The organism is Streptomyces sp. NBC_01267, from assembly GCF_036241575.1.
In the GTDB taxonomy this organism is placed as follows: Bacteria; Actinomycetota; Actinomycetes; order Streptomycetales; family Streptomycetaceae; genus Streptomyces.
On the sequence record NZ_CP108455.1, the window covers coordinates 198,348 to 214,129 of the forward strand.

Genomic DNA, 15,782 nt, shown 5'->3' on the forward strand with positions numbered 1-15,782 from the left:
GGCGCCGGGCAGGTGAAGAGGATCGCTCCGGACGGCACCGTGTCGGTACTGGCCGGTGCTGCCGGCGCGGCCCGCACACCGGGTGCCCCCGTGCCGGCGTCGGTTCCCGCCGTCGGATTCCACTTCGCCGGGCCGAGCCCGTTCGGGGTCGGCCCCGACGGCACCATCCTGATCGGGGACCGGGACGTGCTGTGGGGGCTCAAGAACGGCACCCTCAAACAGCTCTATCGCACCACCGGGAAAAGCGCCGACGGCCAACTCCTCCACATCGGCCGGGACAGCGCAGTGGACGCGACCGGCACCGCCTACATCTCACCCGAGGTGCCCGACCGCTTCCCCGGACGTCTCAGCGACCTGCTGGCCGTCCGCGCCAACGGCAGCCTGAGCAAGCTCCAACTACCGGCGGCCATCGACGGGATGCCGGGGGCGCCCGCCGCCCTCAAGGTACGGTGGCTGACCGGCGACGGTGCGAACGGGATCTTCGCCCAGGTCTACGACGCGTCGGGGAACAACGGCGCGGTCCTGCATCTCCATTCCGGGAAAGCAGATGTCATCGCCCACGAAGCCTCCGACGTTGAATCCACGAAGCCCTGCCGTATCCCTCAGCCGGTGGACGCACTACGACTTCCGTGCGCACTCCCCGAGGCCCTGACCTATCGGTCGGGCAGCCTCATTCTTGGCGGCCTCGCCGACTACATCCTGCAGATCCGCGTCACATGACGTCAACTGCTCGCATTCCGCCGCGTGAAGACGTGGGAAGGGAAACCGGCTTCGAGTCCCCTTCGGAAAACGTGAACCCACGGCCTTTCGACATCGCCCGCTTCATCGCCACCCTGACTCTGCTGTCGCAGGCCGCCGCACGAAGACGGTAGCCGGTGCGCGCTGGTAACAGCAGCGAGGCCCGATCCAGACTGCCGCCAGGGAGACCACTACCCGCTTCTCTGGACTCGCGCCGTGGAATACAACACCTGGTTCGATCACGAGAACCTCAAGGACTACGACGACGATCCCTTCGAGTTCACCGATTCAGAGCTCAGCTTCCTCGCAGTCCTGCGTGCCCGGGCCGCCGCATGGCGGGTGTCATGGGCACCCAGCAAATGTCTCACGGCCGGAGGACGACTCCTCACTCCTCGTCTGGATCTCTCTGCTCGACGAAGAGCGCCCGCTGATACTCGGCCAGTGGGCCGTGCACTTCTACGGCGCCCACGTGCAGGCAGGAAAAGTCTCCGACGACCTCTTCAACCTCGATAAAACTCCCGGACGAGGATTCTTCTTCGCCTCCGGCACGACCGGCGAACTCGCGCTCCACTGCGCCGACTGGCTCGAGAGGGTGCTGTGCCGCCCCGTTGTCCGTTCCGAATGGCCTACCGGTAAAAGAGTTCTTGCCTCCTGGGAGTTCGCCGACACAGAAGAGGGCCTCGTCAGCGACCTCCTCGTGTCCGCCAACGCTCCGCCCCCGGCCCGGCGCATCCAGATCCGCCCCTGACCCCGCACAGGCCCTATCCGCAGGTGTGACTATGCGTTGTGCGGGTGTGCCTGAGTTCTCAGTGACCAGGAATTCCCGTGCAGTCGGAGGGATGCGGTGGGAACCGGTGGCCGCGTACGTCCGTGCTCCAGTGATGCTCGGACCCGCAGTCACACACGTAGATCCCACTGTCCGGCACGATCTCACCCGGATGGAATGAACTCTGCTCGCTCATGCCACCTGTCTGCCGTACGCGAGATACTGCTCACCAGGATCGCGGCCAAGTCCAGCGCCTGATCACGCAGTTGCCTGTACCTGTGACATCAACGAGCAGCTGTGACTCCTTCAACTCACCCGCGCGGAGTGTTGGCGGCGAGCAGTTCCTGCAGAAGTTCAACGACGAGGTCGAGCTGCCCTACAACCGGGAGTGACCGGTACGGCAGCCCATGCGCGCGTCTCCTCGGGTCGGTGTCAGACAAGTGGTCCAGGGCCGGTCAGCCGTATCGCTGCAGTAGTCCGTCCACGTACGCCTCCAGCCGTTCTCCCAGCACCTCGGACGTCAGATCGTCCCGTCCCAGTTCACGCCACGGCCCGGCCAGTTTCGCCGTGTCGGGGCAGTAGTGCAGGGCGTCGAGCAGCCGCCAGTACAGGTGGTCGGGGTCGTCGGCGAGGTCCCGGCCGCCGTGTGCCTCGTACCGCGCGCGGAAGTCCAGCCCGTATGCCGGCCCGTGCAGCAGCGCGAGCGCGGTCGAGCAGTGCGCCACGTCCAGGTCGGCAGGTCCCCACGAGGTCTCGACCCAGTCGACGACACCGGTGATCCGCAGTTTGGGCCCGGCTCCCGTGAAGAGCACGTTCCCGGGATGGAAGTCGCGGTGCAGAAAGCAGCCTTCGTACGGCGGCGGATCGCGGCGGATCACGTCCACGGCACGCTCCCACAGGTGGCCGTCCGGGGACCGGACGCGCTCCGGGGACGTCCACGCCTGGTACGTGCGCGGTCTTTCGGCCGGTACGACGCCGTGGACGCGGACGAGCTGGGCTGCGAGCAGGTCCAGACGCCGGTCGAGGTCGTCCTCGTCCACACGGACGCGACCCGGCAGCGCGGACATCAACAGGGTCGGGTGGTCGCAGTGTTCGGCCGTGGCATCCACGGCTACGAACTCGGGCGCCGGGATGCCTTCCTGCCCGGCGAGCAGCGCCAGGACGGACGCCTCGCGGGCCAGCAGACCGGGCCCTGCGTGGCGGAAGAAAGGCTTCACAAAGGTCCGTTGCACAAGGTCCGTGGCGTCGTCGAGCGTGAGTCGGCGCATCTGGGAGCTCCAGCCACCGGACAGGAGGCGCAAGTCGGTGACCGAGCGGCCGTCGACGAGCTGCTTGGCCACCCACTCGCGGGTGGCCGTCCAGCCACGGTCGTCGAGGCCGGTCAGCACGGCCTCCACGAAGTCCCGCCGGTCGTCGCCGTGGTCACGGAACCACATTCCCAGCTGGTGCTGTGCGTCCGGAAGGTCGAACCGCGTGTACTGGGCGCGCGCGGTCAGCGCGTCCTGTACGGACTCGGTCACCGCGGGCGGGATCACCGCGTCGGTGCCCGGCACGGCGAGCACAGCCCGTCCCTCGTACGCCTGCAGCACCTGAAGCGCGGGTGCCTCCCGCCAGCTGTCCGGCCGCCGGATAATACTGCTGAACCTGCCGTTCCCGTTTCCAAAGGGCACCTCCCACGCCTCGGCCGTATACACGGCGGGCGCGCACAGCCCCAGCGCCGCCACCCGATCCCCGTAGTACCGAACGAGGTCCGCCACTGTCTGCCCGCTCATGCTGAACCCCACCAGGACCAGCGGCCCGTCCGCCCCCGCGTACGCGTCGATCACCGCGACGGCCTGCTCGAACCGTCGCAGCAGGCTTAACTCGCTCAGTTTGCCGGTGCTTTCGCCGTGCCCGGAGAAGTCGAAGGCGATTCCTCGACAGCCTTGGGCCACGAACTCCCGTACCAGCGGCAGCTGTCGCTCCGTGCTGCTGGTGCCTGCGCCATGCAGCACCACGGCGGTGACCCCGGAAGGATCACCGCCGTACACACCGCTGAGCCGTTCACCGTCGTGGTCGTGCGTGAAGTCGAAGAGCATGTCCCCTATTCACTCACGCCGTGGCCTCCGTCTTTCGAGAGTGTCACCGCCGGCATCCGACCCTGGTCTCCGCTCTTCGAGCGACGGCTGAGATCGGCGGCGTACTGCGCGCGGGGGCCTCCTGCAACGACGGCCCAGCCAGCGGCCGCTCCGATGGAGACCCCGAGGACCTCGCTGAGGACGGCGGGAGGCATCTGTGCTGCGAGGTCCATCAGTGCGCTGTTGCGTCCGCGCCCCATCCCAGGCATCCCGTGCGCCTGGCGTGGTCTTTCACCAAAGGCCAGCCCGGAGGCGAAGCGCTCCAGCACGCCGTTGTCTGTCCTCCTCCAGACTTTGCATGTCGATGAGTCGCCTTCAATCCAGAGATACCCGCGGAGAGGCGGGGCCTTCCCCTGCGGGACCCCGAGGGCGGTGGCCGTGGCAGAATCCCCGCATGATGCTGATCCGAAAGGGCAATGCCGCGTAGGCGCCCAAGCGCTGTCCGCGCTGAGCGGTGGCGGCCCCAAAAACACGTGCTAGTACACCGGATCCCAGGCGTATCCGCCCGGACCCGGGCAGCGATCCGCCGGGTTGAAGCCGAGTTCATGTGGCCGAACGCCATCGCCAACGCTCTCAGCCGATTCGAGTGGGCCTTCAGACAGCCAGGACGATATCTGACCGGGCCGGGCGAGAGTCCTGGCATCGAGATCGAAGATGGCCGAGACGATCTGGAAGACGCCCTGAGACGCCTCCCCGCAGGAGCCCGAGCCGACCTGGGACGACTGGTGGAGCAAATAGACATCGAATTCGAGCGTCGCACCCTCCCGGACCCGGGCTGGGCGGGCGAATGGACAGCCGGGCGCTGGTGGTGGTGGCGTATTCGGGAACGGTGACCCCAGCCGTTCCCGGCCGCCCAACCACGACGCGGACCGCACAGAGCTGATGGGCATCGGGTACCGATCAGGGCGCTGCAGTTCGCGATCAGTCGAGGGGGGGCTCCTCGTGTGCGGCGACGATCGCGTCCACCCGCGCGGCGAGATCGAAGTCGGCCGCGGTGAGCTGACGTCCCACGTCGTGCGTCGTGATGCCGAGCCGAATGCTGTCGATACGCAGGTCGCTGTCGGCGTGGTGCCCGATCCTGCGTTCACGGTCCGCGACGTGCACGATCACGGCAACACCAGCGTGGTACCTCACGGCGTATGTGCCCGTGATCTCGTCTCCTACGTGTGCCCACCCCGGGAGCCCTTCCAACCGCTCGGCGATCTCCTCATCCGTGAGCGGAACCAGCCCCTGCGCCACGTCTATCCCCTCTCGGTCAGCGGGGCCAGAACCTCATCGAGGTCCCGGCCGATCGGGGCATCGTGCCGCGGCCGCATTTCTCTCCAGAGTGGCCAACTCCCGGCGCATGCGCACCGGCCTGGTCTCGACCGCGATGGTTGCCGCTGTCCGGGCAATCTCCACCGCCTGGTCCGGCTCCCCTGCCACCGCTGCCGCAGTCGCGTGACGGGCCAGATAGACCCCGCGGTCACGTCGGGCCGTCTCAGGCACCGCGTCAAGGACTTGAGACCAGAGAACACCGGCTGGTCCAAGTAGTTCTGAAGAGCTGTCGGAGGGCGTGGAGGTCGCACTGAGCCCCGCCCCCAGGAACACCACTGACCACATGCCTGGGTTTCTGCTGGCCACCAGCCTGGACACCGAACGCCACCTGGGCATCTCCATGGCCGTTGACACAAAGTCGCCCCTCTGAGGTGGTCGTCACCTGGGGTCCGGATAGCTCGCAGTTGCCTGGCGCGATGCCGAAACGAAGATGGCCTTCTGTCCGTGATCACGGATTTCCCACGCTTCCAGACCGCGCGGAACGGCTGCACTGGAAGGTGGTGTTGGGTCCACCCCTGTGGTGGTGCTGGACCGCTGGCAGGCCGAGTGTGCCTTTCATAGCGTCGTGCTCATGACGAATGCGACGAACGAAGAACGAACAGGTGCCACCCGGCGGACAGCATTGCGCGGGCTGGGACTCGCGGTCGGGGGCGCGGCACTGGCCACCGGGCTGGGAACCTCGCCGGCCGCAGCGGACCCGCGCCGCGGGCTCACCACCTACGTGCTGGTGCACGGTACCCACAGCGCCGGCGCGTTCTGGATGCCGATCGCGCGTGAGCTGACACTGCGCGGTCACCACGTCGTCATGGTGGACCAGCCGCGGCATGGCGCCGAGGCTTTCGTGCCGGAGTCGTATCAGCGGCAGGACCTCGAAGCGATGGCAGCCGAGCTTTCCCCGCTGAAAGGCCTCGGGCTGGAGGACTATGAGGCGCGTGTCACGGACATCGTGCGGCGGGCGGCACGGAATGGCCCGGTGGTGCTGGTCGGGCACAGCCTGGGTGGCGTATCGGTCAGCCGTGTCGGCGATGCCGTCCCGCATCTGCTGCACCACATTTGCTACATGGCGGCCTTCTGTCCCAGCCGTGTCCTGCCCACAGCGGACGCCTGCACGGCGGCACCCGAGAACGCGAACGCTGTCAGCCCGGTCGAGCTGACGGTGGGTGCCCCGGACCGGCTCGGTGTACTACGACTGAACTTCCGGACAGGTGACGGCCGTGAGCTGGCCCTCCTGAAGGAGATGATCTGCGCCGACTACCCCGACGCCGAATTCCGCCGGATACTGGCCGGCATGCAGACCGACGAGCCCGTCGCCGCTTACGCGGGCCGAGCGGTCGGCCGGGCTGGTAGCTGGGGACGCATTCCCCGCACCTACCTGCGTTTCGGCAGGGACCGGACGATCGCCACCGCGCTCCAGGACAGAATGATCGCGGAAGCCGACGCGTTCACGCCCGGCAACAGCTTCCGCGTGCACGATTTTCCCGGGGCGTCACACGTCGGCCCTCTGGATCCCGTCCCGGTCGCAGAAATCCTGGACACGCTCGCAGGGTAGGGGGATCGGGCGCTCGAAGAAGTCGCAGGTCAAGAGTGTCTCTGCCCGGGAGCGCCGGAAGCCGGACAGGTCGTGGCCGAGCGGGCCGGGGAGTGGGGGCGATCCCTTCCAGGTTTCGGTGCAGGTGACAGGTGTGCTTGGCGAGGTTCTGCTCCATCGCGAGCAGAAGGCCGGATCCATTGATCGACGGGAGATGTGCCTTCATGAGGATTCATTGCAGCATGTCGGCTGAGGCACTCGCAGGTGCCTTTTCCGTGCCTGTGAACGGGCTGTCCAGGGCTGGCCACTGGAGCAGAATGATCACGTTGGCGGCAAAGGTGAACCCGGGGTGCTTCCCCGAAGCTGCCGACAAGTGTCGAGTAGCTCTGCGTCACTGCCATCACGCGCTGTGATTCTCATGAATGACGGGATCCGCGACGAGGACGTCGCCCGCCTGTCCCCGCTCAAGCACAAGGGTCTCAGCTGCTCGGCCACTACTGCTTCGCCGCCTCCACCCCCGCCGACGGCGGTCCGGCGGCGGACTGCGCCCCTTGCGCGCCCCGGATGCGCCGGAGTTGTACGAGGACGAGGGGTCTGAGCACGCCTCCGTCGAAGGTGACACTGCGGGTTCTCAGCGCGGGTCCCTGCGCATGCACCATGTGCGGGGGCCGTTGTCGGGGAGCTGGACATCGGCTGTGACCTTGAAGCCGAGGCGCTCGTAGAATCGCACGTTCGCCTTGCTGGAGGTCTCCAGAAACGCTGGATACCCAGCGCGCTCGGCCTCCTGGACGCCGGGAATCAGCACCGCACTGCCGAGGCCCTGCCCCTGGGACTCGGGGGCGGTTCCCACGGTTTCCAGGAACCATCCCGGCTCCTGGGGCCGGTACGGGGCAAGGGCCGTGTCCGCGGACGCGGACACGGCGGCCCGGTCGCCGCTGAGTTCGCCCAGGATCGGCCCGACTTCGGCGAAGGCGGGCGAGGGATCCTGGCCGGGAACGGCCCAGACAGCCACGGCGCGGCCTTCGTCGGCGACCCAGACCCGGCCGTACACCATGCCGATGCGGGTCAGGCACAGCTCCTGGGACCGCCGGATCCGCCCCTCGTGATCGTCCGCTGCGATCACGTGCCGCGTGTAGGGGTAGTCGGCGAAGGCGCGGGCGAGGGTATCGACCGCGGTGGGAATGTCGGCGTCGGTGATGGTACGTACGACAGGGGCCCTTTGGTTCTGTGCCATGTTCACCAAGCCATCCTGACACCGGGTGAATCCCTCGCCAACGCGTTTTGACCAGGGGAACGTGACGCGGTTCCTACCGGCACCCCAAAACCACAGACGGCGAACAGCCGGTCACACCCCGAAGCAGACGGGCACCTCCCGCATTCCTCCACCCAGCGAGCAAGAAGTGTGCACCGATGGGGAGGGAAGGAGCCGGCGGGCACGATTGCCGGGCCAGGGGCGGGCAGCAGCTCCGGGAGCCGTAGCGGGTCGGGGGTCATGGCCCGGCTGAACTCCGCAGCAAGTTCCACGGCCAGGGTGAGCCGCTCGACCCCGGGCAGGTCCGATCCACGAGCGAGTCGGTCGGCGCAGGTCGTCGCGAAGGTGGTGAGACGCTCGTGGCCGACGGCAATCTCATCCAACGGCCATATCGCGGTGGCAAGTTGCCGAGGGTCGATCATGCCCCCCATGCGCAGGTCGGTACTGGTGAGGAAGGTGACGGAGGCGAGTACGCGCGGGACGCGCAGCGGCGTCACCATCTGGCGCATGAGCATGCGCAGGGCGGTCGAGCGGGAGATCGCGCAGGCCAGAGCGCGGCCGAGGCGGGCACCCGCCCGGCCCGCTAACTCCTTGACCACGGAGTTCAGTTGGTTGGTCAGGCGGTTGGTGCGGCGCTGGTAGCGCTCCACGGCGCCGGAAACCTGCTCGCGGAACGTCTGCCGCGGGCAGTCGAGTACCGGGCACACCAGGCGGCGGACCCGCACCGAGACGACGATCCGCCGTCCGTCCACCGGAACGTCCACGAGCACCCGCCCATGAAATCCGTGCACCCGCGCTGTTCGCGTCCCGCACGCGGGGCACGGCACCCGATCTGTCCCGGGTCCGCGCCGACACCCGGATGAACTCGCCCTCGCCCGTCACCCCCTCGATGGTCAAGGCCGACGGTCCTGAAAACACCACCGTCACAAGCTCATTGACATCGCGCAGACCATGCCAACGACAACCGTCACCCTTCGCTACCACCGATTACGGGCCAGAGCCGCTCGTTTGACAGACCCGTGAGTGCACTTTCGAGTGAACTCACCGCGAGTTCCGGCCGAGTCCGTCTCGGTGAGCAAGGGGCCACGCTCACGCTCGACCCGGAACGACCGCAGCCACCGGAAGAGATCGCCGTGCATATTCTGCTTCTCGCGAGCGCCTTCAACAGCCTCACCCAACGTGTTCAGGCCGAGCTCCGGGACCGCGGGCACTCCCTGGCCGTGCAACTCGTGCACGAGGACGGCCCCGTCAGGGAGGCCGTGCGCCAGGAGCGCCCGGACCTCGTCGTGGCCCCGTATCTCAAATCCGCGATTCCGGACGACGTGTGGTCGGTCCACACCTGTCTCATCGTCCATCCGGGCCCGGTCGGCGACCGCGGGCCCTCTTCCCTCGACTGGGCCGTCCACGAGGGAGCAGACAACTGGGGCGTCACCGTCCTGCAGGCGAATGCGGAGATGGACGCGGGCGACGTATGGGCGTCGGCGTCCTGCTCGCTGCCCCCGGTGGGCAAGAGCGACCTGTACCGCAACGAGATCTCGGACGCCGCCGTGGAGGCCGTACTCCTGGCGGTCGGGCGCTTCGCGTCCGGGACGTACACTCCGACTCCGCAGACCCCGGGCGCCGGCTGCCGCCCCCTTTTCCGTCAGTCGCTGCGCCGCATCGACTGGCAGTCGGACTCCACGGCAACGGTGGTCCGCAAACTCAGGGCGGCGGACTCCCAGCCCGGCGTGCTCGATGAACTGCTGGGCGGGGAGTGGTTCCTGCATGGCGGGCATCCCGAGCCCCGGCTCGGCGGACGGCCGGGGGCACTGGTGGCCACCCGGGACGGCGCGATCTGCCGGGCAACCACCGACGGCGCGGTGTGGATCCCCGAGCTGCGGCCCCGGCGGGCTCCGGGCGGTCCCGCCACCTTCAAGCTCCCCGCCACCTCGGCGCTGGCCGGGCGGCTGTCCGCCGTGCCGGAGAGGCCGGCTCCGCTGCACAGGACCGGGCACGACGACACCTGGTCCGAGATCAGCTACCGGGAGGAGGCCGGGACCGGCTTCCTGTCCTTCTCCTTCCGCGGCGGCGCAATGAGCACGGAGCAGTGCCAACGCCTGCTGCACGCCTACCGGTTCGCCTGTTCCAGGCCTACCTCGGTGCTGGTCATCGGCGGCGGCCGGGACTTCTTCTCCAATGGCATCCACCTCAACGTGATCGAGGCATCGGCCGATCCTGGCGCGGAGTCCTGGGCCAACATCAACGCCATGGACGACCTGGTGGAAGCGGTTCTGACCACCACGGACCGCCTCGTCGTCTCCGCCATGGCCGGAAACGCCGCGGCGGGCGGGGTGATGCTGGCTCTCGCCGCCGACGAGGTGTGGTGCAGGGCAGGCGCGGTACTCAATCCGCACTACCGCCTGATGGGGCTGTACGGATCGGAGTACTGGACGTATACGCTCCCGCGGCGCGTGGGCGCGGCGGCGGCCGACCGGCTCGTGCAGGACGCCCTGCCGGTCAGTTCTGCGGCGGCCCATCGTCTCGGTCTGATCGACAGAGTGATCGCATGCGCCCCCCGGTCGTTCGACTCCGAGGTCGGGGCCCTGGCGTCCCGCCTGGCCGCGCTGCCCGCGACACGATCCCGTATCAACGCCAAGAAGGCCGAGCGGGACCGAGCCGACCTGGCTGCGTTCCGCGAGGCCGAACTCATCCGGATGCAGCGCATCTTCGCGGACCCGCACCATCCGTACCACGGGCTGCGCAGAGCCTTCGTACGCAAGGAACGCCCCGCGTCCGGTGCCGCGGCCCAGCACTCCCCACTTTCCCGGGGCTGACCGCGGCCCGATGGCGGAGTGGCTACCGTTGCTCCGCCACCCAGTCGTACCAGTGTTCCAGGCCTTCCCCAGTGGTCGCCGAGACCGTCAGCACGCGCACGTCCGGGTTCACCGAGCGCGCGTGCCGCGCGCACCGCTCGACGTCGAAATCGACGTAGGGCAGCAGATCGGCCTTGTTGACCAGGATCAGGTCGGCGGCGGCGAACATGTACGGATACTTCAACGGTTTGTCCGTGCCCTCGGTGACCGAGATGATCACGACCTTGCTGCGCTCCCCCAGATCGAACAGGGCAGGACACACCAGGTTGCCGACGTTCTCGACCATCAGCAGCGACCCCTCGGCGGGCGACAGGGCAGTGAGCGCGCCCTGCATTATCTCCGCATCCAGGTGGCACCCCGCCCCGGTGTTCACCTGCACCACGGCACAGCCGGTACGCCTGATCCGGTCGGCGTCGAGCCTGGTCTCCTGGTCGCCCTCGATGACGGCCACCGGCCGACGGCCGGTGAGATCGGTGATGGTGCGTTCGAGCAGTGTGGTCTTCCCCGCTCCCGGTGAACTCATCACGTTCACGGCCACAACGCCCCGGTCGGTCATCCACTTCCGGTTGCGCTCCGCGAGGAGGTCGTTCTTGGCGAGTACCTTCTGCTCAAGGGTAACGGTCTCGCCTTCGCCCCTCGGCTGAACGTGGTCGTGTGAGTGCGGATGCGGATGTCCGTGAGCCGGTGCATCATCCTCCCGCAGCATCACGATCCTGGTCCCGCCGGATTCCTCGGAACAGCCGCAGGTACCACACATGGCTCAGCCCACTTTCATGGAAACGATCTGAAGTTCCTGTCCCGATGTGATCTCCACATCCGCGCTGCCGCAGGGACACAGCAGAATCAGGTCGGTCAGGGTGAATTCGATGTCGCAGGTACGGCAGCGGCCGGCCCCGGGCGGCTGGTCGATGTCCAACTGCGCCCCCTCGGCGGCTGTTCCCTCCGTGACCAGGCCGAAGCAGAACCGCATCGATTCGGGGACCACGGCAGTGAGCACCCCGATGCGGACGCGGACGGAACGGACCGGACGCCCCGCGGCGCGTTCGCACACCGAATCGACGACGCTCTGCGTGATTGCCAGCTCGTGCACGAGTGCCTCGTTCTCCCACGGGTGGCTCCGACCGTAGGGCTCCGGCGGGCCCGTACCGCCCACCGACCGGACCGGTACCCCGGCCGGATCACCCGACCGGTCCACTGCGTGCGGTCATTCGGCTCACCGGACATCAGGCAGAGCGAGGAATTCCCTGTGTTGCCGGTGCGCTCGGATCGAGGCCTGATGGTACCAATGTGCGCGAACCCATCAGTGGGGGCCGACGGCCGTCAGGCCGTCATCCTGAAAGGCGGCACTGCCATGCCGACAGAGGAAGCGGTAAAGGCGGAGGACACACTGATCCACGTCCTGTGGATCAATGCAGGACTGAGTTGTGACGGCGATTCCGTTTCGCTGACGGCTGCCACTCAGCCGAGCATCGAGGAGATTGCACTCGGCGCCCTCCCCGGCCTTCCACAGGTCGCCGTCCACTGGCCACTCATCGATTTCGAGTGCGGCCCCAACGGAGGCGCCGACGACTTCCTCGAATGGTTCTTCAAGGCCGACCGCGGAGAGCTGGAACCGTTCGTTCTGGTCGTCGAGGGATCCATCCCGAACGAGCAGTTGCACGACGAGGGGTACTGGTGCGGATTCGGCAACGATCCCGCCACCGGGCAGCCGATGACCACCAGCGAGTGGCTCGACCGGCTGGCTCCCAAGGCCACCGCGGTGGTCGCGGTGGGCACCTGCGCGACGTACGGCGGCATCCATGCCATGGCGGGCAACCCGACCGGCGCAATGGGGGTCCCCGACTACCTGGGCTGGGACTGGAAGTCCAAGGCCGGGATCCCGATCGTGTGCGTCCCCGGGTGCCCGATCCAGCCGGACAACCTGTCGGAGACGCTCACCTACCTGCTCTACATGGCCACGGACCAGGCGCCGATGATTCCGCTCGACGACGCGCTGCGGCCGACATGGCTGTTCGGGTCGACGGTCCACGAGGGCTGTGACCGGGCCGGATATTACGAACAGGCCGACTTCGCGACGGAGTACGGCTCGCCGAAGTGCATCGTCAAGCTGGGCTGCTGGGGCCCCACGGTCAAGTGCAACGTGCCCAAGCGCGGCTGGATGAACGGCATCGGCGGTTGCCCCAATGTCGGTGGGATCTGCATCGGCTGCACCATGCCAGGGTTCCCGGACAAGTTCATGCCGTTCATGGACGAGCCCCCTGGCGGAAAGCTCTCCACCAACGCGGTCGGGCCGTACGGGTCGACGATGCGGCGCCTTCGCCACATCACCACCCACACCCTCGACCGCGAACCGAAATGGCGTAAGCCCGGCAGGGATCTCACGACCGGCGCCACACGCACCTGGTAAGCGACCGCGCAATCAACGCACATGGACAGAAAGATGAGGCGGCGTACATGACCGCGACGCAGCACAAGGGTGCCGGGGGCGGCCGGGGCAAGGACGACCTGGTCGAAATGGCATGGGACCCCATCACCCGGATCGTCGGCAGTCTGGGCATTTACACAAAGATCGACTTCAAGCAGAAAGTGGTGGCCGAGTGTCACAGCACCAGCTCCATTTTCCGCGGCTATTCGGTCTTCATGAAGGGCAAGGACCCGCGGGACGCGCATTTCATCACGAGTCGCATCTGCGGAATCTGTGGTGACAACCACGCGACGTGTTCCTGCTACGCGCAGAACATGGCGTACGGAGTGAAGCCACCGCACCTCGGCGAATGGATCGTGAATCTCGGCGAGGCCGCGGAGTACATGTTCGACCACAACATCTTCCAGGAGAACCTGGTAGGGGTCGACTACTGCGAGAAGATGGTCGCGGAGACCAATCCCGGAGTCCTGGAACAGGCCAACCGCACTCAGTCTCCGCACGCCGACGCCCACGGGTACAAGACCATCGGCGACATCATGCGGTCGTTGAATCCGTTCACCGGCGAGTTCTACCGGGAAGCGCTCCAGGTCAGCAGGATGACCCGGGAGATGTTCTGCCTGATGGAAGGCCGACACGTCCACCCCTCCACGCTCTATCCGGGCGGCGTCGGAACCGTGGCGACCATCCAGCTGATGACGGACTACATCACCCGGCTCCAGCGGTACGTCGAGTTCATGAAGAAGGTCGTGCCGATGCACGACGACCTCTTCGACTTCTTCTACGAAGCCCTGCCGGGGTACGAGCAGGTCGGGAACCGGCGCATCCTGCTGGGCTGCTGGGGCTCCTTCCAGGACCCGGAGCACTGCAACTTCGAGTACAAGGACATGACCGACTGGGGCCGGAAGATGTACGTCACCCCCGGCGTGGTCGTCGACGGGAAGCTGGTCACCACCGACCTGGTGAAGATCAACCTGGGCATCCGGATCCTGCTCGGTTCGTCGTACTACAACGACTGGGACGAGCAGGAGACCTTCGTGACCGAGGACCCGCTCGGCAATCCGGTCGACCGGCGCCACCCGTGGAACCAGCACACCAACCCGCAGCCGCAGAAGCGGGACCTGGACGACAAGTACAGCTGGGTCATGTCGCCGCGGTGGTTCGACGGCAAGGACTACCTCGCTCTGGACACAGGCGGCGGACCGCTCGCGCGGCTGTGGACCACCGCGCTGGCCGGCCTGGTCGACATCGGCTACATCCAGGCCACCGGCCACAGCGTCAAGATCAACCTCCCCCGGACGGCCCTCAAGGGCCCGGTGGAGCTGGAATGGCACGTCCCGAAGTGGAGTAACACCATCGAGCGCAACCGGGCGCGCAGCTACTTCCAGGCCTACGCGGCCGCCTGCGCGCTCCACTTCGCGGAGAAGGCGCTCGCGGAGATCCGGTCCGGGAACACCAAGACCTGGGAGAAGTTCGAGGTGCCGGAGGAGGGGGTGGGCTGCGGGTTCACCGAGGCGGTGCGCGGTGTCCTCTCGCACCACATGGTGATCCGGGACGGCAAGATCGCCAACTACCACCCGTATCCGCCCACCCCGTGGAACGCCAGCCCGCGCGACACGTACGGCACTCCGGGTCCCTACGAGGACGCCGTGCAGGGCCAGCCGATCTTCGAGGAGAACGACCGGGAGCACTTCAAGGGCATCGACATCATGCGCACGGTGCGCAGCTTCGACCCCTGTCTGCCCTGCGGAGTGCACATGTATCTCGGCGAGGGCAAGAAGCTGGAGCTGCTCCACTCCCCCACCCAGTCCGCGGGCAGTGAGTGACATGACACAGGAAACAGCACCGGCGGCGCCCGAATGGCGGACGACCGGTGAACGCATCGACACCCTGATCGCCGCCAGCGGCTCGGGCGGAGCGGTGGCGCGCGAGCGCAGCGAGGAGCTGGTCCGGCTCGTCGTCGACTTCTACGGCGCCGGCCTGGAACGGCTGCTCGACCTGGTGCACGAGCAGGGGCGGCTGGACGACGACATCCTCGCCGCGCTGGCCGGCGACGATCTGGTGGCCACCGTCCTGCTGGTACACGGGCTGCACCCGTACGGCGTGGAGACCCGGGTCGAGCAGGCGCTGGAGAGTGTCCGGCCGTATCTGGGCTCGCACGGCGGTGATGTGGAACTGCTCGCCGTCACTGACGGGGGCACCGTCCGACTGCGGCTGCTGGGCAGCTGCGACGGCTGCCCGTCCTCCTCGGTCACGCTCAAACTGGCCGTGCAGGGCGCGGTGGAGGCCGCGGCTCCGGAGATCACCTCGATCGAGGTCGAGACCGCGACCGAGGAGGACGCCGTTGCGGCGGGGCCACTCGTGCCGGTGGACTCGCTGTTCGCCCGGCTGCACGCAGATGCCGGAGCAGCCGAGGACGACGGCGCCTCGTGGGAAGTCGTCCCGGAGCTGTCCGGGCTGGGGTCCGGCGCTGTGGCACGGGTGGACGTCGGCAGACTCCCGGTGGTGGCCTGCCGGGTCGGTGCGGATCTCTTCGCCTTCGAGGACCGGTGCGCGCGCTGTGAGCGGCCGTTCGAGGGTGCCGCGCTGGCGCGGCGGCTGGGTGGTGGCTCCGGTGACGCGATCCTGCGCTGCGCCGGGTGCCGTGCGCACTACGACGTGCGGCGGGCCGGGGTCTGCCTCGACGGCGACAGTTTGCACCTGGCTCCGCTTCCGCTGCTCTCGGACGGTGCGACCGTCTCTGTCGCGGTCCCCGCGGCGGTGGCGCGGTGATCGCGGCCGGCCGTTCCG

12 protein-coding genes and 1 pseudogene are annotated in these 15,782 nt (G+C 67.8%); 7 read left to right on the forward strand and 6 right to left on the reverse strand.

Going from position 1 to position 15,782, the window contains the following annotated elements; all coding sequences use genetic code 11:
- The first annotated feature begins 12 nt into the window (after nucleotides 1-12).
- Both OG709_RS01110 and OG709_RS01115 read left to right on the forward strand, forming a co-directional pair.
- Nucleotides 13-720, forward strand: coding sequence for a hypothetical protein (locus OG709_RS01110; RefSeq protein WP_329164362.1), 708 nt, complete (start codon nucleotides 13-15; stop codon nucleotides 718-720).
- 487 nt (nucleotides 721-1,207) lie between these two features.
- Nucleotides 1,208-1,486, forward strand: coding sequence for a hypothetical protein (locus OG709_RS01115; RefSeq protein ID WP_266644717.1), 279 nt, complete (start codon nucleotides 1,208-1,210; stop codon nucleotides 1,484-1,486).
- Between the two features lie 473 nt (nucleotides 1,487-1,959).
- On the opposite strand, the gene OG709_RS01120 is transcribed toward OG709_RS01115, so the two are convergent.
- Complete coding sequence (locus OG709_RS01120; protein WP_329164366.1) at nucleotides 1,960-3,582, reverse strand: alpha/beta fold hydrolase; 1,623 nt, start codon at nucleotides 3,580-3,582, stop codon at nucleotides 1,960-1,962.
- Nucleotides 3,583-4,542: 960 nt separating this feature from the next.
- The gene (locus OG709_RS01125) at nucleotides 4,543-4,860 is read right to left on the reverse strand and encodes a 4a-hydroxytetrahydrobiopterin dehydratase (protein WP_329164368.1); all 318 of its coding nucleotides are present in this window, start codon (nucleotides 4,858-4,860) and stop codon (nucleotides 4,543-4,545) included.
- Between the two features lie 643 nt (nucleotides 4,861-5,503).
- Between OG709_RS01125 and OG709_RS01135 the strand changes: the two genes are divergently transcribed.
- Nucleotides 5,504-6,487 (forward strand): alpha/beta hydrolase, encoded by a 984-nt coding sequence (locus OG709_RS01135; protein WP_329169030.1) that lies wholly within the window; start codon nucleotides 5,504-5,506, stop codon nucleotides 6,485-6,487.
- 610 nt (nucleotides 6,488-7,097) lie between these two features.
- On the opposite strand, the gene OG709_RS01140 is transcribed toward OG709_RS01135, so the two are convergent.
- Together OG709_RS01140 and OG709_RS01145 are read right to left on the reverse strand one after the other, a co-directional pair.
- The gene (locus tag OG709_RS01140; RefSeq protein ID WP_250305043.1) at nucleotides 7,098-7,700 is read right to left on the reverse strand and encodes a GNAT family N-acetyltransferase; all 603 of its coding nucleotides are present in this window, start codon (nucleotides 7,698-7,700) and stop codon (nucleotides 7,098-7,100) included.
- Nucleotides 7,701-8,185: 485 nt separating this feature from the next.
- A pseudogene (locus OG709_RS01145) lies at nucleotides 8,186-8,666 on the reverse strand (transposase family protein); the annotation flags it as partial.
- A gap of 185 nt (nucleotides 8,667-8,851) precedes the next feature.
- Here OG709_RS01145 and OG709_RS01150 point away from each other — a divergent pair.
- Complete coding sequence (locus tag OG709_RS01150; protein WP_326695483.1) at nucleotides 8,852-10,531, forward strand: hydrogenase maturation protein; 1,680 nt, start codon at nucleotides 8,852-8,854, stop codon at nucleotides 10,529-10,531.
- Between the two features lie 22 nt (nucleotides 10,532-10,553).
- Here the strand turns inward: OG709_RS01150 and hypB are convergent, their stop codons facing one another.
- Together hypB and OG709_RS01160 are read right to left on the reverse strand one after the other, a co-directional pair.
- Nucleotides 10,554-11,327, reverse strand: a complete 774-nt coding sequence (gene hypB / locus OG709_RS01155; protein ID WP_329164371.1) for a hydrogenase nickel incorporation protein HypB — start codon at nucleotides 11,325-11,327, stop codon at nucleotides 10,554-10,556.
- Between the two features lie 3 nt (nucleotides 11,328-11,330).
- Nucleotides 11,331-11,660, reverse strand: coding sequence for a hydrogenase maturation nickel metallochaperone HypA/HybF (locus OG709_RS01160; RefSeq protein WP_326695482.1), 330 nt, complete (start codon nucleotides 11,658-11,660; stop codon nucleotides 11,331-11,333).
- A 261-nt stretch (nucleotides 11,661-11,921) separates the two neighbouring features.
- Between OG709_RS01160 and OG709_RS01165 the strand changes: the two genes are divergently transcribed.
- Genes OG709_RS01165 through OG709_RS01175 form a run of 3 tightly spaced genes read left to right on the forward strand, consistent with a single transcriptional unit; the run spans nucleotide 11,922 to nucleotide 15,764 of the window.
- Nucleotides 11,922-12,977, forward strand: a complete 1,056-nt coding sequence (locus OG709_RS01165) for a hydrogenase expression protein HypE (protein ID WP_266644708.1) — start codon at nucleotides 11,922-11,924, stop codon at nucleotides 12,975-12,977.
- 47 nt (nucleotides 12,978-13,024) lie between these two features.
- On the forward strand, nucleotides 13,025-14,818 hold the full coding sequence (locus OG709_RS01170) for a nickel-dependent hydrogenase large subunit (RefSeq protein ID WP_250305038.1): 1,794 nt from the start codon (nucleotides 13,025-13,027) through the stop codon (nucleotides 14,816-14,818).
- 1 nt (nucleotide 14,819) lies between these two features.
- Nucleotides 14,820-15,764, forward strand: a complete 945-nt coding sequence (locus OG709_RS01175) for a NifU family protein (protein ID WP_329164376.1) — start codon at nucleotides 14,820-14,822, stop codon at nucleotides 15,762-15,764.
- Nucleotides 15,765-15,782 lie beyond the last annotated feature (18 nt).

Coding starts and splice junctions, on each gene's coding strand:
- OG709_RS01120 (WP_329164366.1), bottom strand. CDS start 3,582: ATGCTCTTCGACTTCACGCACGACCACGACGGTGAACGGCTCAGCGGT.
- OG709_RS01140 (WP_250305043.1), bottom strand. CDS start 7,700: ATGGCACAGAACCAAAGGGCCCCTGTCGTACGTACCATCACCGACGCC.
- hypB (WP_329164371.1), bottom strand. CDS start 11,327: ATGTGTGGTACCTGCGGCTGTTCCGAGGAATCCGGCGGGACCAGGATC.
- OG709_RS01165 (WP_266644708.1), top strand. CDS start 11,922: ATGCCGACAGAGGAAGCGGTAAAGGCGGAGGACACACTGATCCACGTC.
- OG709_RS01170 (WP_250305038.1), top strand. CDS start 13,025: ATGACCGCGACGCAGCACAAGGGTGCCGGGGGCGGCCGGGGCAAGGAC.
- OG709_RS01175 (WP_329164376.1), top strand. CDS start 14,820: ATGACACAGGAAACAGCACCGGCGGCGCCCGAATGGCGGACGACCGGT.